General features: G+C 69.2%; 18 protein-coding genes. 5 read left to right on the forward strand and 13 right to left on the reverse strand.

Translation table 11 applies throughout. The features are described from left to right. Positions 1-35: 35 nt before the first annotated feature. The 4 genes from secA to MC45_RS19220 form a co-directional block, all read right to left on the reverse strand. Positions 36-2,783, reverse strand: a complete 2,748-nt coding sequence (gene secA, locus MC45_RS04660) for a preprotein translocase subunit SecA (RefSeq protein WP_038660136.1) — start codon at positions 2,781-2,783, stop codon at positions 36-38. 100 nt (positions 2,784-2,883) lie between these two features. Further along, complete coding sequence (locus MC45_RS04665) at positions 2,884-3,141, reverse strand: hypothetical protein (RefSeq protein ID WP_038660138.1); 258 nt, start codon at positions 3,139-3,141, stop codon at positions 2,884-2,886. Positions 3,142-3,196: 55 nt separating this feature from the next. Next, positions 3,197-3,571, reverse strand: a complete 375-nt coding sequence (locus tag MC45_RS04670; RefSeq protein ID WP_169742521.1) for a type II toxin-antitoxin system VapC family toxin — start codon at positions 3,569-3,571, stop codon at positions 3,197-3,199. Continuing rightward, positions 3,555-3,836 (reverse strand): type II toxin-antitoxin system Phd/YefM family antitoxin, encoded by a 282-nt coding sequence (locus MC45_RS19220; RefSeq protein ID WP_052075511.1) that lies wholly within the window; start codon positions 3,834-3,836, stop codon positions 3,555-3,557. The genes MC45_RS04670 and MC45_RS19220 overlap by 17 nt, the downstream gene beginning before the upstream one ends. Positions 3,837-3,934: 98 nt before the next feature. Here MC45_RS19220 and argJ point away from each other — a divergent pair, with 98 nt between their 5' ends. Together argJ and MC45_RS04680 are read left to right on the forward strand one after the other, a co-directional pair. Continuing rightward, on the forward strand, positions 3,935-5,161 hold the full coding sequence (argJ, locus tag MC45_RS04675) for a bifunctional glutamate N-acetyltransferase/amino-acid acetyltransferase ArgJ (protein ID WP_038666469.1): 1,227 nt from the start codon (positions 3,935-3,937) through the stop codon (positions 5,159-5,161). 1 nt (position 5,162) lies between these two features. Next, on the forward strand, positions 5,163-5,960 hold the full coding sequence (locus MC45_RS04680) for an inositol monophosphatase family protein (RefSeq protein ID WP_038660143.1): 798 nt from the start codon (positions 5,163-5,165) through the stop codon (positions 5,958-5,960). A 106-nt stretch (positions 5,961-6,066) separates the two neighbouring features. On the opposite strand, the gene trxA is transcribed toward MC45_RS04680, so the two are convergent. The 9 genes from trxA to MC45_RS04725 form a co-directional block, all read right to left on the reverse strand. Beyond that, complete coding sequence (trxA, locus tag MC45_RS04685) at positions 6,067-6,390, reverse strand: thioredoxin TrxA (protein ID WP_038660146.1); 324 nt, start codon at positions 6,388-6,390, stop codon at positions 6,067-6,069. A gap of 59 nt (positions 6,391-6,449) precedes the next feature. Further along, entirely contained in the window at positions 6,450-9,872 is a 3,423-nt protein-coding gene (gene addA / locus MC45_RS04690) for a double-strand break repair helicase AddA (RefSeq protein WP_038660149.1), read from the reverse strand. Continuing rightward, complete coding sequence (gene addB / locus MC45_RS04695) at positions 9,859-12,825, reverse strand: double-strand break repair protein AddB (RefSeq protein ID WP_038660152.1); 2,967 nt, start codon at positions 12,823-12,825, stop codon at positions 9,859-9,861. Before addB ends, addA begins: the two co-directional genes overlap by 14 nt. Beyond that, positions 12,818-13,573 carry a nucleotidyltransferase family protein gene (locus MC45_RS04700; RefSeq protein WP_038660155.1) on the reverse strand — a complete coding sequence of 252 codons (756 nt, stop codon included), beginning with the start codon at positions 13,571-13,573 and terminating at the stop codon, positions 12,818-12,820. Before MC45_RS04700 ends, addB begins: the two co-directional genes overlap by 8 nt. Then, on the reverse strand, positions 13,570-14,535 hold the full coding sequence (locus MC45_RS04705) for an aminoglycoside phosphotransferase family protein (RefSeq protein ID WP_179944575.1): 966 nt from the start codon (positions 14,533-14,535) through the stop codon (positions 13,570-13,572). The genes MC45_RS04700 and MC45_RS04705 overlap by 4 nt, the downstream gene beginning before the upstream one ends. After that, on the reverse strand, positions 14,532-14,978 hold the full coding sequence (tsaE, locus tag MC45_RS04710; RefSeq protein ID WP_081974332.1) for a tRNA (adenosine(37)-N6)-threonylcarbamoyltransferase complex ATPase subunit type 1 TsaE: 447 nt from the start codon (positions 14,976-14,978) through the stop codon (positions 14,532-14,534). Before tsaE ends, MC45_RS04705 begins: the two co-directional genes overlap by 4 nt. 217 nt (positions 14,979-15,195) lie before the next feature. Then, positions 15,196-17,547, reverse strand: a complete 2,352-nt coding sequence (locus MC45_RS04715; protein ID WP_038660161.1) for a sensor histidine kinase — start codon at positions 17,545-17,547, stop codon at positions 15,196-15,198. A 164-nt stretch (positions 17,548-17,711) separates the two neighbouring features. Further along, positions 17,712-19,133 (reverse strand): adenosylhomocysteinase, encoded by a 1,422-nt coding sequence (gene ahcY / locus MC45_RS04720; RefSeq protein WP_038660164.1) that lies wholly within the window; start codon positions 19,131-19,133, stop codon positions 17,712-17,714. Between the two features lie 100 nt (positions 19,134-19,233). Beyond that, entirely contained in the window at positions 19,234-19,794 is a 561-nt protein-coding gene (locus tag MC45_RS04725) for a YqgE/AlgH family protein (RefSeq protein WP_038666475.1), read from the reverse strand. A gap of 121 nt (positions 19,795-19,915) precedes the next feature. On the opposite strand from MC45_RS04725, the gene MC45_RS04730 reads away from it, so the two are divergent. The 3 genes from MC45_RS04730 (at position 19,916) to MC45_RS04740 (ending at position 22,709) form a co-directional block, all read left to right on the forward strand. Then, positions 19,916-20,395 (forward strand): peroxiredoxin, encoded by a 480-nt coding sequence (locus tag MC45_RS04730; protein WP_038660167.1) that lies wholly within the window; start codon positions 19,916-19,918, stop codon positions 20,393-20,395. A 256-nt stretch (positions 20,396-20,651) separates the two neighbouring features. After that, positions 20,652-22,088 carry an AMP nucleosidase gene (locus MC45_RS04735; protein ID WP_038660170.1) on the forward strand — a complete coding sequence of 479 codons (1,437 nt, stop codon included), beginning with the start codon at positions 20,652-20,654 and terminating at the stop codon, positions 22,086-22,088. Between the two features lie 81 nt (positions 22,089-22,169). Further along, the gene (locus tag MC45_RS04740; protein ID WP_038660172.1) at positions 22,170-22,709 is read left to right on the forward strand and encodes a hypothetical protein; all 540 of its coding nucleotides are present in this window, start codon (positions 22,170-22,172) and stop codon (positions 22,707-22,709) included. Positions 22,710-22,881 lie beyond the last annotated feature (172 nt).

Consider the following 22,881-nt stretch of genomic DNA (forward strand, 5'->3'; position numbering starts at 1 on the left):
CCGGGGTGACGGGGGGTGGGAATGCCGCCGGAGCGTCAGGCGGTGACGGCACCGTGGCAATGCTTATATTTTCGGCCCGAGCCGCACGGGCATGGCGCGTTGCGGTTGACGCGGCCTTCCCAATGTTCCGGATTGTCGCCGAGGATCGCCTCCGCATCCGGCTGCATCATCTGCAGCGGCGGGATCTGCGTCGTGATCCGGCCCAGCGTCCCGGCATCGATATCGTTCGAATTGTCCTCGCCGGTGAACGGGTCGAAGTGCGTCGTAATGAAATCGGGCAGCTCGGGCAGGTCGGGTGCTTCCTGCATCTGGAATTGTGCGTGCGCGATCGTCTTGGTGACGTCCTCGCGGATCGAGTCGAGCATGCGCTGGAACAGCGAGAACGCCTCCTGCTTATACTCGTTGATCGGCGTCTTCTGCGCATAGGCGCGCAGGTGGACGACCTGACGCAGCGCGTCGAGCGTCGCGAGATGCTCCTTCCAGTGATGGTCGAGGTTCTGGAGCAGGATCGACTTCTCGACCTGTGTCCAGGTCTCCGGCTCGAGCTCGGCGGCCTTGGTGGCGATCGCCGCATCGGCGGCCTCGCGGACGCGCTCCTCGACGATCTCGGGATCGATCGCCTCTTCGGTCAGCCAGTCGTCGACCGGCAGGTCGAGATTGAGGATCTCGGTCAGCCCCGCCTTCATCCCCGCGATATCCCATTGCTCGGGATAGGAGTTGGGCGGGCAGGCACCGCCGACGATGACGTTGACCGTCTCGGTACGCATGTCGCTGACCACGTCGCCGACCGCATCGGCATCCATGATGTCGGCGCGCTGCTCGTAGATGACCTTGCGCTGGTCGTTCATCACGTCGTCATATTCGACGACCTGCTTGCGGATGTCGTAGTTGCGCGCCTCGACCTTCTTCTGCGCGGTCTCGATCGCCTTCGACAGCCACTTGCTGCCGATCGCCTCGCCGTCCTCGATATTGTTGCGCATCATCTTGGCGAAGAGCGTGTCCGGGCCGAAGATGCGGAGCAGATCGTCGTCGAGGCTGAGGTAGAAGCGCGACAGGCCGGGATCGCCCTGACGGCCCGAACGGCCGCGGAGCTGGTTGTCGATGCGGCGGCTCTCGTGCCGCTCGGTGCCGAGCACGAACAGACCGCCGGCGGCGAGCACCTCCTGCTTCTCCACCTCAATCTCGGCACGGATCCGTGCCGCCTCCGTCTCATATTCGGGCGTGCCCTCGACGAGATCGGGATGCTCGTCGAGCATGCGGAATTCGAGGTTGCCGCCGAGTTTGATGTCGGTGCCGCGGCCCGCCATGTTGGTGGCGATCGTCACCGCCGCCTTGCGCCCGGCCTGCGCGACGATATGCGCCTCCATCTCGTGGTAGCGCGCGTTGAGCACCTTGTGATCGACGCCCTCCTGCGTGAGGAATTCGCTGAGCAGCTCGGACTTCTCGATCGACACGGTGCCGACCAGCACCGGCTGGCCGAGCGCGGCATGTTCGCGGATCTTCTTGGCGATCGCACGGAACTTGTCGGTGGTGTCCTTGTAGAATTCGTCCTCCTCGTCGACGCGGCGGACGCCGACGTTGGTCGGGATGGTGACGACGTTCATCTTGTAGATGTCGTAGAATTCCGCCGCCTCGGTCGCCGCGGTGCCGGTCATGCCCGACAGCTTCGGGTACATGCGGAAATAATTCTGGAAGGTGATCGACGCCATCGTCTGGTTCTCGGGCTCGATCGTCACGCCCTCCTTCGCCTCGACTGCCTGGTGCAGGCCGTCGGACCAGCGGCGCCCGTCCATCATGCGGCCGGTGAATTCGTCGATGATGATGACCTTGCCATCCTTGACGATGTAATCGGTGTCCGCCTTGAACATCATGTTCGCGCGCAGCGACTGGTTGACGTGGTGGACGACCTGCGTGTTCTCGAAATCGTAGAGATTGGCGCCCTCCAGCAGGCCCGCCGCCTCGAGCATCCGCTCGATCCGCTCGGTGCCGCTCTCGGTCAGGATGATCGACTTCTGCTTCTCGTCCTTCTCGTAATCGTCCGCCTCGAGCTGCTTCACGATCGCGTCGACGCTCATGTACAGCTCCGACTTGTCGTCGGTCGGGCCGGAGATGATGAGCGGCGTGCGCGCCTCGTCGATCAGCACCGAATCGACCTCGTCGACGATCGCCATGCTGAAGGCGCGCTGCACCATCGAGCTGCGCTCATACTTCATGTTGTCGCGCAGATAGTCGAAGCCGAATTCGTTATTCGTGCCGTAGGTGATGTCGCTGTTGTAGGCGGCGCGGCGCTGTTCGTCGGTAAGGTTGGGGATGATCGTCCCGACGGTGAGGCCGAGGAAGCGATAGACCTGGCCCATCCATTCGGCGTCGCGCGCGGCGAGATAGTCGTTGACGGTGATGACGTGGACGCCATCGCCGGGCAGCGCGTTGAGATAGGTCGCCAGCGTCGCGACGAGCGTCTTGCCCTCGCCGGTGCGCATCTCGGCGATCTCGCCGCGGTGGAGGACGATGCCGCCGATCATCTGCACGTCGAAATGGCGCATGCCGAGCACGCGTATCGCCGATTCGCGCACCGTCGCGAACGCCTCGGGCAGCAGGTCGTCGAGCTTGGCGCCATTGGCGAGCTGCTCGCGGAACTTGGCGGTCTGCGCGGCGAGTTGCTCGTCGGAGAGCGCCTGGAGCGTCGGCTCGAACGCGGCGATCTTCTGGACGATCGGGTTGAGCGATTTGACGTAGCGGTCGTTGGACGAGCCGAAGAGCGATTTAGCGAAGCCGCCGAACATAGAGATGGTTCCTGGATAAGCGCGCGCGGCCCCAGGGATGCGGGGGCGCGCAGCGTCGTTGGTCACGAAGATGTGGGTCGCAGCCGGACTGCGACGGGCGCTATTCGCGCCGGCGGCGGGCGTAGAGCGGTTCGCCCGGCGCTACGGCCGGAGCGGTGGCGGCGAGGCCCCAGGCCGCGGACGCGACCAGCGTCGGCAGCGCCTGCTGCGGCCGGCTGGCGACGGCCGCGGGGCGCACCTGCGCTTCGACCACGGCCGCCGCACTCGCGACCGCATGCGCTGCCGCCGGCGTACGCATCGCCGATCCACCGCCGGTAAGGGCGGACAGCAGCGCGGACAGGAGCAGCAGCAAATTCATCGCAGCCTCGCCATAAGGACAAGGTCCGCGGGCGTCCACATGCGAAGCGGCTGTATTACCACAAGCAACGTACCGGATAGCGACGCATCGTGACGTCCGCGGTGACCAACGTCGCATCGAGATGCAGCGCATGGGCGATCAGCATGCGATCCACCGGATCGCGATGGAGGTCAGGCAGCGTATCGACGATCCGCCACGCGGATGCCGGATATTCGAGTATCTCGGCATCGAGCCGGGCGACGAGCAAATCCAACGGAAGATCAGCGCCGAACCTGCCGCGGCGGTTCAGATCGACAAACTCATATGCGGTTACCGCACTGATCCACAGCGGCGTCGCACCATCGGTGATCGCAGTCGTCGCCGCCACACTGAGCCGCGGACTACGGGTAGCGATCCAGACGAGCGCCTGCGTATCAATCAGGATCGCCAAATTTGCGCCCGTAATGTTCATCCCAACGATCGTCCGCCTTTAGAGCGCGGATGTCGATGTCACGGTCCCCGACGAGATCAGCAAACATCCCGATCGCGGACCGCCGCTTTGCGGCACGTTGCTCCACATCGGAAGGCGGGACCATCACAAGGCGAACCTGGGGTGCGTCGACACTATCGAGCACGACATCCTCACCACGCATGGCCGCCGCGACCAACTCCGAAAGCCGCGCCTTCGCCTCACCGATAGGGACGTGCATCGCCATGACCTATAGGTGGCGCGGCACGTGCCGGTGGTCAAGCATGCGAGGGTTCGTCGATCATCCGTCTTTGCCCTGTCTTGGAAGCAGCCTATGGCAGCGCCATGTCTTCGTCCATCTCCCCGCTCGCCACCCCCTTCCCCGCCCTGCCCGTGATCGCCGGCGTGGTGCCGCACGTCGCTCGCGCGCAGTACAAGACGTGGGACCGCTGCGATCTCACCTTCGTCACGCTCGCCGAGGGGACCAGCGTCGCCGGCGTCGTCACGCAGAGCAAATGCCCCTCGCCCGAGGTCGAATGGTGCCGCAAGGCGCTGACCCTCGGCACGGCGCGCGCGCTGGTGGTCAACGCGGGCAATTCCAATGCCTTCACCGGGCATCGCGGCCGCGCCGCGGTCGAGGCGATCGCCGCGCGCACCGCGCAGCATCTCGGTTGCCAGCCGTCGGACGTGTTCGTCGCCTCGACCGGGGTGATCGGCGTGCCGCTGCCGATCGACAAGGCGGAGGCCGGGCTCGACGCCGCCTTCGCCGCGACGCCGTGCGACTGGCGCGCCGCGGCGGAGACGATCGGCACTACCGACACCTACCCCAAGGGCGCGACGACGACCGCCATCGTCGATGGTCGCACGGTGACTTTGGTCGGCATCATCAAGGGTTCGGGGATGATCGCGCCGGACATGGCGACGATGCTCGGCTTCGTCTTCACCGATGCGGCGGTGACGCCGGGCTTCCTGCAGGCCGCGCTCAACGCCGCCAACCGCAACACCTTCTCGTGCATCACCGTCGACGGCGACACCTCGACCAGCGACACGGTGCTCGCCTTCGCCACCGGCGCGGCGGGCAATGCGCCGCTCGGCGACGCCCACAGCGATGGGGCGGACGCCTTCGCCGCGGCGCTCGCCGACCTCTGCGCGCAGCTCGCGTTGCTCGTCGTGCGCGACGGCGAGGGCGCCACCAAGCTGATCGAGATCGCGGTCACCGGCGCGGAAAGCGACGCCTCTGCGCATCGCATCGCCATGTCGATCGCCAATTCGCCGCTGGTGAAAACCGCGATCGCGGGCGAGGATGCCAATTGGGGTCGCGTCGTCATGGCGGTCGGCAAGGCCGGCGAGCCCGCCGAGCGCGACAAATTGTCGATCCGCTTCGGCGAGACGCAGGTCGCGCGCGAAGGCCTCGCGGTCGAGGGGTATGACGAGGCGCCGGTCGCCGCGCATCTCAAGGGGCAGGAGATCGAGGTCGGCGTCGACCTCGGTCTCGGCGACGGCGTGGCGACGGTTTGGACCTGCGACCTCACCCACGGCTATATCTCGATCAACGCCGACTATCGGAGCTGACATGCACCATCCGCACCACGACGCGGTCGTCACGCTGATGCGCCGGGTGGCGGCGGAGATCGTCCTGCCGCGCTTCCGCAACCTCGCTGCCGACGAGATCGAGGAGAAGGCCGCCGACGATATGGTGACCGTCGCCGATCGCGAGAGCGAGGCGGCGCTGACCGCGGGGCTGGCGGCGCTCGATCCCGGCATCCGCGTCGTCGGCGAGGAGGCGGTGGCTGCGGATGCGTCGCTGGTCGACGGCATCGAGCACGGCCGGGTGTGGATCATCGACCCGATCGACGGCACCAATAATTACGCGAGCGGCATCGCCACCTTCGGGATCATGATCGCGCTGGTCGAGGATGGCGAGACGCAGGCGGGGTGGATCCTCGATCCGGTCGCCGACCGGCTCTGCCACGCCGTGCGCGGCGGCGGCGCCTATATCGATGGCGTACGCGTGCAGGCGCGGCCAAGCGGCGGCGAGCGCCCGTCGGCGGTGCTCGCGACCTATTATATGAGCGAGGTGGAGATAGCGGCACTCTACGCCCGGGCCGAGCGCGCGTTCACCGTCGCACCGATGCCGCGCTGCGCGGCGGAGCAATATCCGCGGCTGGTGCTGGGGACGAACGACGTCGCCTTGTTCCAGAAGACGCTGCCCTGGGATCATGCGCCCGGCTCGCTGTTCCTGCGCGAGGCGGGCGGCGTGGTGCGCTGGCCGGACGGCGAAGACTATCACGTCGGCGATCAGCGCCGCGGCATGCTCGCCGCCGCATCGCCCGCCTTGTGGGACCAAGCGGCGAAGCTGCTGTTCGGATAGCAAAAGCCCCTCCTCTTCAGAGGAGGGGTTGGGGTGGAGGACACTAAGAACAGGCCTCCGTGATACAAACCCTACCCCTCCCCCAAAGGGGAGGGACTTGCATCGCTTACGCCAGCGCGCCTTCCAGCCAGGCCTTCAGCCGGCCCTTGGGCTCGGCACCGACCTTGGTCGCCGCCGGGGCGCCGCCCTTGAACAGGATCATCGTCGGGATGCCGCGCACGCCATATTTGCCCGGCGCATCCGGATTCTCGTCGATGTTGAGCTTGGCGATCGTCACCTGCTCACCGAGCTCTTCCGACAGTTCCTCGAGGCTCGGCCCGATCATCTTGCACGGCCCGCACCATTCCGCCCAGAAGTCGACCAGCACCGGTCCGTCGGCCTTGAGCACGTCGGTGTCGAAGCTCGCGTCGGTAATCGCCTTGGTAGCCATTTTAATCTCCTTTGCAGCCCATCTAGGATGGCGCGGACCCCGGCTCAACCGTCGGCGCCCTAGCTTTGCTCCCGGAGGCGAAAGCGCGGCTTGTGCGCGTCGAGCAGCGCCGGCTCGAGCGCGAACAGCCGCGGGCCGCTCGTATAGAGCAACGCCGCCTCGATCCGACGTTCGGGGAAGATGGTGGCGAGCGCCGCGGCATAGGCCGCCATCTGATCGAGGTGATAAAGCGGGATGTCCGCGACAGCGTCCGGCACGCGCCGGCCGGTCTTGAAGTCGACGACGCGGATATGATCCGGCGCGATCAGCAGCCGGTCGACCGTTCCCGACACGACTAAGCCGTTCGGGAGCGTCGCGGCGATCGGAGCCTCCGTCAGCGCGTCGCCGCCGAACAGATCGGCGAAACGCGCATCGTCGAGCACCGCGAGCACGCCCGCGGCGATCTCCGCGCGTACCGCAGGGTCGGTGACGCCGCCCGCGGTGGCGAGCCAGCGTTCGGCACTGGCGGCGCGTGCGTCGGGCGCGACCGCCGGGAGGCGCTCGAACAAAGCGTGGAACAGCCGCCCGCGCTCCGCAGCGGCGCGCAGCGCCGGGCCGGGCGGCGGATCACTCACCTCGTCCTCGCCGATCGCCGACGGCGCGAGCGGCCGCGACGGCCGGCTCTCGATCGGCGCGGGACGTTGCGCCCATTCGGGCAGGACGACCATCTCGACGCGCTGCGCCTTTGCCGCGGGACGCGTCTTCACCGGCGGCTGCGCAACGCGGCCGGTGAAGACGCGCGGCCCCTCCCCCGCGACGCCCAGCGCATCGAAGGCGCGCGACGCGGCGGCATACCAGCTCGCCACCGGCGGCTCGCCCTTGGCGCGCGGGCCGAGCGCGCCGCCGATCACCAGCCGTTCCTCGGCACGGGTCGCGGCGACGTAGAACAGCCGCCAATGCTCCTCCAGCTCGCGCCGCTCGACCTCGCCGATCGCCACGTCGAGCGGCCCGCCGCGCTCGGCGGAGCGCGGGCGGAAGATCGGGATCGGCTGCGCGCCGGGCTCGGGCGACCAGCGCACCAGCGCGCGAGGCGCGGCGGTCGGATCGACCGTCGCGTCGGCGAGGATCACCAAAGGCGCCTGCAAGCCCTTGGCGCCATGCGCAGTCATCACCCGCACCGCGTCGAGCGGCGCGGAAGGATCGCGGACGATCTCAACATCGCCGCGATCGAACCAGTCGAGGAAACGCTGCATCGACGGCGTCGAGGTCGTTTCGAACGCCAATGCCGCGTTGAGCAGTTCCTCGATCGGATCGCGCGCCTCGGCACCCAGCCGGCGCAGCAGCTTGCGCCGTCCGTCGAGCGGACCGGACAACAGCTCTTCGAGGAACTGATAGGGCGTGGCGATATCGGCACGCAGCAGCATCGACCGCAACGGCGCCAGCCGTTCGTCCGACTGGGTGAGCGTCAGATGCCGCCACAGGCTGCCGTGATCGCGCGGCGCGGCGTGCATCAATTCGTCCTGCGTCCAGCCGATCAGCGGCGACACCAGCAGCGACGCCAGCGACAGATCGTCCTCCGGCTGCAAGGCGAAGCGCACCGCGGCGAGCAAATCCTGCACCGCCAGCGGCGAATTGAGCCGCAGCCGGTCGACGCCCGCCACCGGCACGCCCTCGGCATAGAGGCGCGCGACGATCAGCGAGGCGAGATCGCCGCGCCGCTTGACGAGGATCATCACATCCTCGGGGCGCAGCGGCCGACCCTTGCTCTCCAGCATCAGCCCGCCGTCGATCCAGTCGCGCACCGCGCGGGCGATCCACACCGCCTGTTCGCGGACGGCGTCGTCGATCCACGCTTCCTCGTCCTCGTCGCTGCCACCCGCCACCACCGGCGGCCACAGCTCGACCGTGCCGGGGCCGGGCACCTCGCTGGCATGATCCTCCAGCGCGCCGATCGCGCCGAGGCCGGGCTCGCCCGCCGCGGCGACCGCGGCATCGACGAATTCGAGAATCGGGCGCGTCGAACGGAACGAATGGGTCAGCGACAGGCGCTGAAACGGCAGGCCGCGTTCCGATTCGGGCCAGTCCTCGGCCCCCTCGACCTCGGCGGCGCGGGTGGCGAAATGGCCCTCCGCCCAGCGGAAGTTGATCGGGTCGGTCCCCTGGAAGCCGAAGATCGCCTGTTTGAAATCGCCGACGGTGAATAGCGTGCGCGTCGAGGGCGCATGGACGCCGCGACCGACGAAGAACTCGCCCGCCAGCGCGGTCACGATCCGCCACTGGTTGAGGTTGGTGTCCTGCGCCTCGTCGATCAGCACATGCTCGGTCGCCTGATCCAGCTTGTAGCGTACCCATTCGCCGATGCCGGGCTGTTCGAGCAGCCGCACCGTAACGCCGATCAGATCGTCGAAATCGACCGCGCCGCTGCGCCGCTTCGCTGCGGCATAGGCGCGCGCATAATCGCGACCGACGTCGAGCGCGTCGGCGAGCAGATCGGCATAGGCCGCGCGTTGCGTCAGCGACAGCAGGTCGAGGCAATGGTCGCCGAGCGCCGCGGCAAGCTCGGGATAATCGGGTTCGGCATCGACCAGCTTCTTCGACGCCTTGCGCGGCTCGTTCTTGCCGGTGAGCACGACGCCGGCCAGCTCCTGCAAGGTCGCGGCACGCGCCTCGGGCGCGGCGGCGAGCCAGCGGTCGAGCGTCTCGGCATGGCCGAGGCCCGTCGCCGCGCCCCACGCCTTGTTCGCCGCCGCCAGCCGCTCGACCAGATCGACGTCGATCGCGTCGCAGCCGGACGCCAGCGCCTCGCCGATATCGCCCTGCGGCAGGTCGAGCGTGCGGCGCAGCCACGGCTGGATGCCGCTCGGCAGCGCCTCCAGCGCGATCAGCGAGCGCGCGCAGGCGAGCAGGAAGCTCTCCGCCCCGCCCTCGCCTAGGCGCAACGACAGCGCGCCGATCGTCTCGATCGGTCGGACGCGGCCGTCGCGCTCCGCCTCGACCAGCAGCGCCGCCAGCGTCTCGCGCGCGAGCACCGCCTCCTCGCGCGCTTCGAGCGGACGGAAGCCGGGGGTCAGCCCCGCCTCGACCGGAAAGGCGGCGAGCAGGCTCTGGCAGAAGCCGTGGATCGTCTGGATGCGCAGGCCGCCGCCCGGCGCGTCGAGCACGCCGGCGAACAGCGTGCGCGCGCGCGCCTGCAAGTCGGGCGTCGCGCGCTCGCCGAGCGCTTCGAGATCGGCGGCGAGTTGCGGCCCCGGCATCCGCACCCAGGCGGCGAGCCGGTTGCTGATCCGCTGCGCCATCTCCGCCGCGCCCGCCTTGGTGAAGGTCAGGCACAGGATCGCGGCCGGCTGGGTGCCGCCCAGCAGCAGCCGGAACACACGCGCGGCGAGCACCTGCGTCTTGCCGGTGCCGGCGGAGGCGGACAGCCAGACGTGCGCGTGCGGATCGCTCGCCGCCGCCTGCGCGCCCTTCAGCCGCGGCAAAGTGGCGAGGTCAGTCCCGGCCATACCATTCGTCCCGGCGCATCAGTTGGTCATATTCGGCATAAGGCGCATATTCCGGCACGAGCTTGGCGGTGAACGGCGCATTGCCGGTCAGCCAATGGCCTGCCGCCTCGATGAAGTTGCTTATCGCGATCGTGGTGAAGTCGGTGGTGACGATCCGGTCGCGCTTGCCCTCGGCGTCGACCGGGGATTCGATATAGCCGAACTGATCGCGCTTCTTGCCGAGCGACCAATATTCGAAACCGCCCGCACGGCCCGAGACGTCGTCGAACCCGCCGCGTTCGGCGATCGCACCGAGCAGGCCGAGCTGGAGGCTGTAGCCGGCCTTGACCGCGGCGGCGGACGGCGGCTTGCCAGTCTTATAGTCGACGATCGCGAGGCTGCCGTCGGGCAGGCGATCGACGCGGTCGTAGCGGCCGGACAGCTTCACCCCCGCCACCTCGATATGCCCCTTGCCCTCGGCGGAGGCGACCTTGCGCCCCTCCGCGTCCTGCACGGCAACCGTCTTTGCGATCCAGTCGATCGCCTCGACCAGCCGCGGCCGCCAGAGCGCACGCATCATCGGATGCGTCCGCTCGTCGTCGAGCATCGCGGTGGCGCGCGGCAGCAGCGCGTCGGCGGCGCAACGGTCGCGCTTCCACCATTGTTCGAGGATGTCGTGCACCGCGGTGCCGCGCCACGCCGCGCTCGGATCGGCGTCGACCGGATCGAGCGGCATCAGCCCGAGCACCCGCCGCGCGTAAAAGGCGTAAGGATCGGCTTTCAGCCGGTCGATCTCGGTGACCGAAATCGCCTTGGGGCGGCGCGCCGGATCGGGCAGCGGCGCCGGCCGGTCGGCGGGGAGATGCTCGCGCGGATCGTCGAGCGCGTGCGCCCAGCGCTCGAGATCGTGCGCACGGACGAACCGCTCGCCCGCCATCGCCTGCAGGCGTAGCCACAGCCGCGACGCCAGCGCCGGCGAGGCGGCATCGCGCCGCGCCCGCGTCACGATCGCCTGCGGCGCGCCGAGCGCCTGGCCGAATTCATGCGCCGCGACGCCGACCGCGCGCTCAAGCCCCGGCAGCCCCAATGTCGCACGGATACGCGGCGCCAGCCACGGGTCGGGCGCCGGCCGCCCCGGCCATACGCCCTCGTTGAGCCCGCCCAGCACCATCAGATCGGCGGTCTGCAATCGCGCCTCGATCAGGCCGTAGATCGCGATGCGCGGGTGGCCGACACCCGACCCCGGCCGCACCGCGACCTCGTCGAGCAACCCGCGCAGCAGTGGCGCCAGTCCATCGGGCGCGATCCGCGGCGGCCCGGCGGGCGCATCGGCTTCGAGCGCGTCGAGAAACTCCGCGGCAGCACGCCCCGCCGGCCCCGACCACAGGTCGTCGCCGCACAGCGCCTGCGCCGTCTCGCGCAGCACCGCGAGCAAGGCCGGCAGCGGCTGCATACCCTGTTCGAACACCAATTCGATCTGCTTGAGCAACCCGACCGGTTCGGCGAACCACGCCGCGGCGCGATCGCGTTTGTTGGTCAGCAGATGGCCCATGATCCCGTCGAGCCCCGCCGCCGGCCGCGGGCCGCGCAGGCCGCGATCGAGCCCGCGCACGCCGTCGAGCCATGCGCCGCGGATGGCGCGGTCGCCCGGCACGTTGCGGACCAGCGGATGTTTGAGAAGCGCGAGCAACGCCATCGGCGCGAAGCGCTGCGCCGCCGCCTCGGCGAGCGCTAGCAGCAGCGTCCCCGGCGGCAGGATCGAAAGCGGCCGCCCGGCCGAATCGTTGGCCTCGATCCCCCAGCGGCGCAGATGCACCGCCACCCGCCGCGCCAGCGCGCGATCGGGCGTGACCAAGGCCGCGGTCCGCCCCTCTTCCTCCAGCGCGCCGCGCAGCGCGAGCGCGATCGTCTGTGCCTCCTCGGCCGGCGTCGCCAGCTCGGCCGCGGCGACGCCGGTCAGCCGGCGGTCCTCCGCCTTCAGCTCGGTCCATTTGCCGGTGAAGGCGGCGGGCGCGAGTGCGTTGGCGATCGCCCGCCCGCGCACCGCGCCGGCATCCGGCCCCGCGGTGCCGGGCCAATTGGCCACCTCGCCGCGGCCGACGCTCATCCGCTCCAGCATCAGCTTGAGGTGATATTGCGGATGCGTCTCGAGCGAGCGGCGGATGTGGCCGGTGACGGGATCGGGCCGGTGCGGCCCGAGCGCATCCCATTCCTCCTGCGGCATCGCCAGGTCGAGCCCCGCGAACACCGTCATGCCCTGCGGCGCCTCGGCGACGCAGCGCAGCAGCCGCGCCACCGCCGGCGCCGGATCAGTGACGCCCGCCGCGCAGACGATCCCCTGCGGCGGTTGCTGGCGCCACCGCTCGGCGACCCGGTCGAGCAGCATCCGCCGCCGCGTCGCTGCGTCGATCAGCCCGAGCCGCGCCAGTTCCGCGGGCCAGCGTTCGAGCACGATCGTGAAGGTCGACAATGCGCGCTGCCAATGTTCGGTCAGTTCGGGGGCGAGGTCGATATCGCGCAGCGCCGTCGGCGGCACCTCCTCGACCAGCAACTGGTCGAGCGTATGGCAGAGCTCGCCCGCGAGGCGCACCGCCTCCGCCGCGTCGATCGCCGCACCGGCGCGCGCGCGCTCCTCGAAGACGAGCCGGGCGAGGATCATCCGCCGCTGCATCGGCGCGACCGCGGGCGGCGGCGGTGCGCCTTCGTCCGCCGGATCAAGCGCCGCGCCGACCGCCTCGCCGAGATCGGGGCTGCCGAGCGTCACCAGCCGCGGCAGCAGCAACCCGCCACCGCTCGCGCGGACGAAGGCGCTCGTCACCGCGCGCACCGCACGATTGTTGGGCAGCAGCACCAGCCCGCGGGCCAATGTCATCGCATCGCCCCCCGCCCGCCGCAGCAACCCGGCGACGAGCGTGTCGGCGAACGCCTTGTGCGAGGGAATCGAATAGAGCTGCGGCCTGCGCGCCTCAGCCATTGGCGATCAGCGCTTCGGTCTTCGGGATCGCCGCGGGCGTGCCGACGTCGAACCACAGCCCCTGATGGACCTGCGCATAGGCGCGCCCCGCCTCGATCGCGCGGTTCCAGAACAGGTTGGTGGAGAACGGCCCCTCCGGCCAGTCGCGCAACAGGCGCGGATGGAGGATCTGGATGCCGGTATAGACGAAGGGCGCGACCGTCGCCGCCTTGCGTCGCGCGATGATCCGGCCATCCGCGCCGATGCGGAAATCGCCCTGCCCCCGATGGTTGTTGGCGCGCGCATAGGGCACCACCAGCAGCAAGGCGTCCATCGTCGCATCGTCCCAGCGCGACGCGAGCAATTTCAGCGTGTCGACCGGTCCGTCGAACCACAGATTGTCGCTGTTGATCACCAGCACCGGATCGTCGCCGAGCAGGCCGCGCGCCTGCACCAATCCGCCGCCGGTCTCCATCAATTGCGCGCGCTCGTCGCTGATCGCCACCGCGATGCCGTCGTCGCGGTTGGTGACATGCGCCTCGAGCGTATCGGCGAGATAATGGACGTTGACCACGGCGCGTTGCACCCCGGCGGCGGCGAGCCGGTCGAAGACGTGATCGATCAGCGGCTTGCCTGCGACCTCGACCAACGGCTTGGGCCGCGTCGCGGTCAGCGGCCGCATCCGCTTGCCGAGCCCCGCGGCCATCACCATCGCCGTGGCCGGCACGACGCCGCCGGGATCGGGACGCAGGATGCGCTGCCGCGTCATGCGCTCAACGCCGCCGGATCGCCGCGCAAGGCAGGTGGCACGTTGGCATCGAACCAGCGCGCCACCGGTGCCAGCGCCGGTTGCGCCAGGTCGCGCTCCAGATAGCGCCAGACGCGCGGGCATAAGGTCGGATAGCGCGGCTTGCCGTCGCGCTTCCACAGCCGGGTGAAGATGCCGATGATCTTGGCGTTCCGCTGCGCGCCGAGCACGTGATAGGCGGCGAGGAAATCGTCGCCCGCCCCCGTCGCGCTCCGGTAGCGCGCCAGCATCGCCGCCTCCAGCATCGGATCGACGTCGCGCCGCGCGTCCTGCAGCAGCGACACGAGGTCATAAGCGGGATGCCCGGCGAGCGCGTCCTGGAAGTCGAGCAGCCCGAGCCGCCGCTCCGCGCCGACCAGCATCAGATTCTCGGCATGATAATCGCGCAGCACGGTGACCGGCGACTCGGTCAGCGCGTGGTCGAACACCGCGTCCCAGGCGGCGCGATAGCCCGGCTCGTCGACGGTGAGCCCGACCGCGGGGCAATACCAGTCGACGAACAGCCCCGCCTCGCGATGCAGCACCGCGCGGTCATAGGGCGGCAGGTCGCCGGCGGGATGCGCGCGCAGCGCCACCAGCAGGTCGATCGCCGCGGCATAATGCGGCAACGCCGCCGCTTCATCGGCATCGGCGGTCTCGCGCAGCCGCACGTCGCCGAAATCCTCGAGCAGGACGAGGCCCTGCGAAAGGTCGGCGGCGTGGATCGCGGGCGCGGCGAAGCCGTGGTCGGTCAGCCATTGCGCGATGCGGATGAACGGCCGCGGGTCCTCGTGCGGCGGCGGCGCGTCCATCAGGATCGCGCTGCGCCCGGCGCTGGCGACGCGGAAATAGCGGCGGAACGAGGCGTCGCCGGCGACGGGGGAGATGTCCCCCGACCAGCCATGCGTAGCGAGGAACGCCGGCGCGCCGGCGGGCGGGGTCATATCGGCCATCGCGGCTTCCATGACGCCGGGACGTCGGCTGTCAAGATTCGTCCGCCGTCCGGCCCCGGCTGCAAGGTGAGTGCCAGCGCCTGCGGCCAATAGCCCGGCGCCCGCTCGGGCCATTCGACCAGCAGCAGCGTATCGGTCAGCGCCTCGGCGAGGCCGAGTTCCTCCAGTTCCTCCGCATCCTCGATCCGGTAGAGATCGACGTGCAGCACCGGCAGATTGACCTCGGGCGGCTCATAGGGCTGGACGATCGCGAAGCTGGGGCTCGGCGCCTCGCCGGCGAGGCCGAGCGCGGCGAGCAGGCCGCGCGCGACGCTCGTCTTGCCCATGCCGAGATCGCCTTGCAACGTGATGACGTCCCCGGGACGGACGCGCGCGGCGAGCGAGGCGCCGAACGCCTCAGTAGCGGCGGGATCGGGAAGCCGGATGCCGGTCATGCCGACCTCCGGAATGCACCGCGGCGGGTCGCACGCCACTCCACCGTGCTCCTGCGAACGCAGGAGCCCAGGAGTCCCGATACCCGCCGTCCGTCGCTCTGCTTGGCCCTGAGTTCCTGCGTCCGCAGGAACACGGTAGCTGCAAATGACGCCTCGAACGCCTCCGTCGCGGCCGGATCGGCAAGCCGGATGCCGGTCGTGCTTACGCCCAGCCCCCTCATCGCCGCGGCAATTCCACCGTCACCAGCGTGCCCTCGCCGGGCTGCGAGACCAGCTCGATCCGCCCGCCATGCGCCTCGACGAACTGGCGCGCGAGCGGCAGGCCCAGCCCCAGCGCACGCTCGCCGGTCGGTTGCATGCCGGGCTCGCCGAACCGGTCGAACGCACGCGCGATACTCTCCGCATCCATGCCGAACCCATTGTCGGAGACGACGATCCGCGCGCCCGTCGCGCTGCCGTCGGCGTGCAGCAGGATGCGCCCGCCTTCCGGCGTCGAGGCGACCGCATGGCGCAGCAGATGCTCGACCACTTCCTTCAGCCGCTTGGGATCGCCGCGCACCCGGCCGGTCGAGCGCGCCAGCTCCACCGCGAAGTCGAGCTTGCGCCGCTTCGCCGCCGGCCGGATCGTCTCCGCCGCGGCGCGCGCGGTGGCGGCGAGGTCGACGTCGACCCGCTCGATTTCGGCATCGTCGCCGCCCTGCGTCAGATCGAGCACATCGTCGATCAGCAGCCCGAGCCGCTCGACCGATTGCAGGATCGCCTCGACATAGCCGTCCGCGTCTGCGGTCAGCTTGCCGGCGAATCCCGCGTGCAGCATCTCGGCGAAGCCGCTGATCGAGGTCAGCGGCGTGCGCAATTCGTAGCTCATATTGGCGACGAACTGCGTCTTGACGCGATCCGCCGCCTCCAGCGCATTGGCGCGGTCGCGCAACGCCTGCTCGGCGCGCCGGCTGTCGGTGATGTCGAGCATCGTCAGCAACGCATTGCCGTCGGGCAGCGGTACCGCGGCGAAGGCGAAATGCCGTCCGTCGGCGAAGGCGACGCGGCCGCCGCGCTGCTGGCGTTCGGTGGTGGCGGAGCGGACCAGCTCGGGGATCAGCGCGGCGCGATTGGGCGTCGCGAGCTTCGACGCCGCCGCGGCCGCGAAGGCATCGACGCGCGGATGACCGGCGAGGAATTCCTCCTCGAACCCCCAGACCGCGCGCAAGCGGTTGTTCCAAAGCTGCAACTTGCCGTCGGCGGCGAACACCGCCAACGCCTCGAACAGATTGTCGAAGGTGGCGGTGCGCACGCGCAGCAGCGTGTCGCGCGCGCTGGCGAGCTGCACCTCCTCGGTACGGTCCTCGAAGATCGTCAGCAGGCCGCCGTCGGGCAGCGGCTGCGCGACGACGCGCAGATGGGTGCCGCCGGGCAGATGCCAATTCTCTTCGCTCGCCGTCTCGCCGGGGACGAACCAGCCGCGCCGTTCCGCCTTCCAGCTCGGGAAGTCGCGCACCTCGGGCACGCGGCTCGCCTCGCGCATCCGTTCGAGCACGCGGTCGAATTCGGGCCGGTCGGCGAGCCATTCGGCGCGCATCGCGAACATCCGCCGGAACGGCTGGTTGCAGAAGACAAGGCCGCGGTCGGGGCCGAATTGCGCGACACCGGCCGAGAGGCGGTCGAGCAGCGCGCGTTGCGCGTCGGCGAAGCGCTTGGCCCCTGCGCGCGACTGTTCGAGATCCTCGATGTCGACCGCGAAGCTCGCCACCCCGCCAGTCGGCAACGGCACGTCGTGCACTTCGAGCGAGCGGCGCTCGCCGCCGATGGTCGCGGGCAGGACCTCGCGTTGCGGCGCTCCCGACGCCCGCGCGGCATGGGCGCCGGCGCGCGGTCCGCCGCGCCCCGATCCCTCGACCAGTTCGAGCTGGCGACCGATGACGTCGGCGGCGTCGACGCCGTCGACCGCGCGGACATAGGCGCTGTTGACCATCGCCAACCGCATGTCGCCGCTGCGATACCACATCGGCAACGGCGCCGCCTCGATCAGCCCGGTCAGCGCCTCGAAGGCGATCGACAATTGCTCGACCTGATCGCGCAAATGCGTGATCTCCGCCTCGCTGTCGGTGGCGTCGAGCGTCCAGATGACCACCGCCCCGGTGGCGCCGAGCTCGCCCGGCGCACGGCTGCCGCGAATCGTGATCGCCCGGCCCGAGCCGATCGGATGCAGCGCCCGGACGAAGCCGCGTCCCGCGCGCTGCGCCGCCTGCACGTCGGTGGCGAGCGCCTCGGCCTCCTCGGCGGGCAGCCCCGCCCCTTCCGCGGCAAGATCGCCTAGGAAGCGCGGCGCGACGGACAGTCCCAGCCATTCGACCAGTCGCGGCGGCATCTCGATTCGCCCATCGGCGCGTACAAGCATAGCCATCGCCGGCGAAACGCTCCGCAACACCTCGGCCTCGCGGCTGCGCGCGATCACCGCGGCGGCCTCGCCGCGCAGCCGCCAGCCGACGAACAGCGCGAAGCCGCCGGCGGCGACCAGCGCCGCCAGCACCGCGCCACACAGGACTGCCGCCATCACCGAAAGCTGGATCAACGCTTACCCCTCGTCACGCCCGACACGGCGTGCACGGCCCGAGTGTAGAACGCAACCTACGGCAGCAGCAATGAGAGTTGGTGGCACCGTCTCCGCCGGGGCGCGTGCAAAGAAAAAGGGCGGCGCCTTTCGGCACCGCCCCTTCCCACCACGATCGCGGACGATCAGTAGCGATAATGATCCGGCTTGAACGGCCCTTCGACCGGCACGCCGATGTAGCTCGCCTGCTTCTCGGACAGCTTCGACAGCTTGACGCCGAGCTTCTCGAGGTGGAGCGCGGCCACCTTCTCGTCGAGATGCTTGGGCAGGACGTACACTTCGTTCTTGTACTTCTCGCCCGCGGTCCACAGCTCGATCTGCGCGAGCGTCTGGTTGGTGAAGCTCGCGCTCATCACGAACGACGGGTGGCCGGTCGCACAGCCGAGGTTGACCAGACGGCCCTTGGCGAGGACGATGATCTGCTTGCCGTCGGGGAACTCGACCAGGTCGGTGCCCGGCTTCACTTCGCTCCACTTGTAGTTCGACAGCGCGGCGATCTGGATCTCGCTGTCGAAGTGGCCGATGTTGCAGACGATCGACATCGGCTTCATCGCCTTCATGTGATCGGCGGTGATGACGTCGGCGTTGCCGGTCGCGGTGACGAAGATGTCGGCGCGCTTGACCGCCTCGTCCATCGTCACGACCTCGAAGCCCTCCATCGCCGCCTGCAGCGCGCAGATCGGGTCGATTTCGGTGACCATCACGCGGGCGCCGCCGTTGCGCAGCGACTGGGCCGAGCCCTTGCCGACGTCACCGAAACCGGCGACGGCGGCGACCTTGCCGGCGAGCATCACGTCGGTGGCGCGACGGATAGCGTCGACCAGCGATTCCTTGCAGCCGTAGAGGTTGTCGAACTTCGACTTGGTGACGCTGTCGTTGACGTTGATCGCCGGGAACGGCAGCTCGCCCTTCTTGGCGATCTCGTACAGGCGGTGGACACCGGTCGTCGTCTCTTCGGACACGCCCTTCAGGTTCTTGACCGTCTCGGTCAGATAGCCCGGCTTCTTGGCGATGAACGCCTTGAGCGCGCGCTGGAACTCGACCTCTTCTTCATTCTCGGGCTCGCCGAGCGTCGCGCCGGCCTCGAGCTTCGCACCCCAGAGCGCGAACATCGTGGCGTCGCCGCCGTCGTCGAGGATGATGTTGGCGGTCTGGCCCTCGACGTCACGATCCCACGAGAAGATGTCGCCGACATAATCCCAATATTCGGCCAGGCTCTCGCCCTTCACCGCGAACACCGGCACGCCGGTCGCGGCGATCGCGGCGGCGGCATGGTCCTGCGTCGAGAAGATGTTGCAGGTCGCCCAGCGCACGTCGGCGCCGAGCGCGGTCAGCGTCTCGATCAGCACCGCGGTCTGGATGGTCATGTGCAGCGAACCGGTGATGCGCGCGCCCTTGAGCGGCTGGCTCGCGCCGAACTCGTCGCGCAGCGCCATCAGGCCGGGCATCTCGGTCTCGGCGATGCGGATCTCGGCGCGGCCGAAATCGGCGAGGCCGATGTCCTTGATGACGTAATCGTTCTGTTCGACCGCGAGCGCAGTAGCCACGTGTCATGCTCCTGAAGAAGATGGATGCCGGCCCCTTAGCCGCTCCGGCCGCGCGGATCAAATATAAAGATATCTTTATATGTCGTCGGCCGCGGCGCGGTCAGGCGGTGCCGGCGTCGGGGACGAGCAGTCGCGCGTCGATCCCCGCCTTGCCGAAGGCCGCGGTCCAGCGCCGCCCGGCAGGGGTATCGAACAGCAGATCCTCGTCGCCGGCGACATGGAACCAGCCCGGCCGGGTCAGCTCGCCTTCGAGCTGGCCGTCGCCCCAGCCGGCATAGCCGAGCGCGACGAGATAGCGCGTCGGACCGCTGCCCTCGGCGATCGCGCGCAGCACGTCGACGGTGCTCGACAGCGACCAGCGGCCGGCGACGTCGATCGTATCCTGTCCGCTCCAGTCGCTCGAATGGACGACGAAGCCGCGCCGCGGATCGACCGGGCCGCCGAAATGCACCGGCGCGTCGGGCGCGACGCCGTGCGGGATCTCGAACTGGTCGAGCAGATCGTGCAGGCTCAGCCCCTCGATCGTCGCGCCGACGCCGATGCCGATCGCGCCATCGGCGTCGTGCGCGCACATCGCGATCACCGCATGGTCGAAGCTGGGGTCGCGCATACCCGGCATCGCGAGAAGGAACTGGCCGGCAAGGAAGGGTCGATAGTGCATCGCGGCGAACATAAGCTGCGCCACGGCTTCTGCCATGCTTGAAATCAACGCCGTCATGCCCGACCTCCCGCGGCGTGGCGCCGTCCGGCGACCACCCGCAATCCAGCATCGGAGACCCAAGATGACGATCACCGTCGGCGACAAGATACCGGCCGCCACCCTGACCAAGGTCACCTCCGATGGCCCGGACCAGATCACGACCAATGCGTTGTTCGACGGCCGCACCGTCGCGCTGTTCGCCGTGCCCGGCGCCTTTACCCCGACCTGTTCGGCCAAGCACCTGCCCGGCTTCGTCGACAAGCGCGAGGAACTGGCCGCCAAGGGCATCGACGAGATTGCCTGTATCTCGGTCAACGATCCCTTCGTGATGGGTGCGTGGGCCAAGTCGGCCAACGCGGAGGGCATCACGATGCTCGCCGACGGCAATGCCGATTTCGCCGAGGCGATCGGCCTGACGATGGACGGCAGCAAGTTCGCGATGGGCAAGCGCAGCCAGCGCTACACGATGCTGGTCGAGGACGGCGTCGTGAAGCAGCTCCACGTCGAGGCCCCCGGCGAGTTCAAGGTCAGCAGCGCGGAATATCTGCTCGGCGAGCTCTGATCCCGTCGTCCTCCCGGGCAGCGAGGGTGTCGCACCTGCCCTGATATCTCCGTCATGCCGGACCTGATCCGGCATCCCGCTTCTCCGCACCGTCCGAAGAAGCGGGACCCCGGATCAAGTCCGGGGTGACGGATCGGGTTTGGAATGCATCCGAACCACTCTGACGCTCATAGGCGACTGCCTGCCCGCAAGGGGGGAGGGCCTGCGGGCATGCCATTGTCTTGCCAGCGTCACCACCGCCGCGTAACCATCCGGGATGACACTCGCATCCCGGATCGTCGCCGACCTCGACACCCTCTATCGCGCCTCCGTCGAACGGTTGCAGACCGCACTCAACGCCTATCTGACCGACGGTACGCCGCCCTCGCCCGAAAGCCGGGTCGACGGGTCGTTCGCCTATCCCGTCATCCATTTGCGCTACGCCAGCGTCGGCGACCGCCCGGCGCCGCTGCGCTCGTTCGGCCGGCTCGTCTCGCCCGGCGACTATACGATCAGCGTCACCAAGCCGGCGCTGTTCGCCGACTATCTCACCGAACAGCTGACGCTGCTGCTTGAGGATTATGACGTCGAGGTCGAGGCGGTGCCGGGCCGGCAGGAAATCCCCTTCCCCTATGTCCTAGATCCGGGTCATGCGCTGAGCCTCGACACCGTCTCGGCGACCGAATTGTCGCGTCACTTCCCCGCCACCGAGCTCGCGCATATCGGCGACGAGATCGCCGACGGCCTCTGGATCTCGGACGGCGGCACGCGCCCGCTCGCGCTGTTCGACGCCTTGCGCACCGACTTCAGCCTCGCGCGGCTGCGCCATTATATGGGGACGCCGTCGGAACATACGCAGCGCTTCGTGCTGTTCACCAACTATCACCGCTACGTCGACGAATTCGTCCGCTGGGGCGCGTCGCAGCTCGGGCCGGAAAGCCGCTTCACCGCGCTGTCCGGCGCCGGCAATATCGTCATCGATCATCCCGGCGACGTCGACAAACTGGTCAACGACAGCGCGTGGCGGCGGCACCAGATGCCCGCCTATCACCTCATGGCCGACGATCGCACCGGCATCACGCTCGTCAACATCGGCGTCGGCCCGTCCAACGCCAAGACGATCTGCGACCATCTCGCGGTGATGCGCCCCGAGGCGTGGCTGATGATCGGCCATTGCGGCGGCCTGCGTCCCTCCCAGCGGATCGGCGATTATGTCCTCGCCCATGCCTATCTGCGCGACGACCACGTCCTCGACGACGTGCTGCCGCCTGAAATCCCCGTCCCCGCGATCGCCGAGGTGCAGCAGGCGCTCGCCCGCGCATCGGAGATCGTCAGCGGCCAGTCGGGCGAGGAACTCAAGCGCCGGCTGCGCACCGGTACGATCGTCACCACCGACGATCGCAACTGGGAGTTGCGCTATTCCGCCTCGGCGCTGCGCTTCTCACTGTCGCGCGCGGTCGGCATCGACATGGAATCGGCGACGATCGCGGCGCAGGGCTATCGCTTCCGCGTGCCCTACGGCACGTTGCTCTGCGTTTCGGACAAGCCGCTGCACGGCGAACTCAAGCTGCCCGGCCAGGCCAACCGCTTCTACGAGCGCGCGATCAGCGAGCATATGCGGATCGGCATCGAGACCTGCGAGCAATTGCGGCTGGAGGGCGCCAAGCTGCACAGCCGCAAGCTGCGCGCCTTCGACGAGCCGCCGTTCCGCTGAGTCGAGCGGGGTCGTCACCGGACTCGGAAACCAACCCGGGCTAATGCGTTACGCTTGCGAACCAATCAGGGAGTTGCTGCCGTGGCCGATGAAACCGACGACACGCCGAAGTCCGACACGCCCGCGGTGACGCCGCGCCGCCGTTCGCCGCGCAAGACGACCACGACGCGCGCGGCGGCGACCAAGGCTCCAGCAAAGCCGCGCGGACCGCGCGCCAAGCCCGCCGAACCCTCGACGGTCGAGAAGGTCGAGACCGCGGTGAGCGACGCCGCCGCCAAGACGACGCGCCGCGCCAAGGCCGCGGTGACCAAGGCCGAAGGCGCGGTCTCCGCCGCCGCCAAGACGGTGAAGCCCCGTTCGACCAAGCGCGCCACGCCGCGCGCCGCGACGAAGAAGCCCGCCGCCAAGAAGCGCGACTCCGACGGTACCAACAAATGGGGTATCGCCGCGATCGGTGCAGGCGTCGCGACGGTCGGCGCGGTGGCGGCGGCGGCGCTGCTATCGCTGCGCGGCAGCACGCCCAAGGACGGCAAGAAGGCGCACGGCCCGACCGGCGAAGACGCCTCCAAGTCGTTCGAAGCCGGCATCGCCGACGAGAATACGATCCCGGACAAGACTTGATCCGATTCCTCCCCTTTGCGGGGGAGGGCTATCGCGAACGAGGGTCCAAGCATGCGGGTGGCCAACCCCGCTCCGTCACCCCGGCCTTGCGCCGGGGTCCCGCTTCTTCGGACGGCGAGAAGAAGCGGGATGCCGGATCAAGTCCGGCATGACGGAGATGTCGGCACCGTCG

This window comes from Sphingomonas taxi (assembly GCF_000764535.1).
In the GTDB taxonomy this organism is placed as follows: Bacteria; Pseudomonadota; Alphaproteobacteria; order Sphingomonadales; family Sphingomonadaceae; genus Sphingomonas; species Sphingomonas taxi.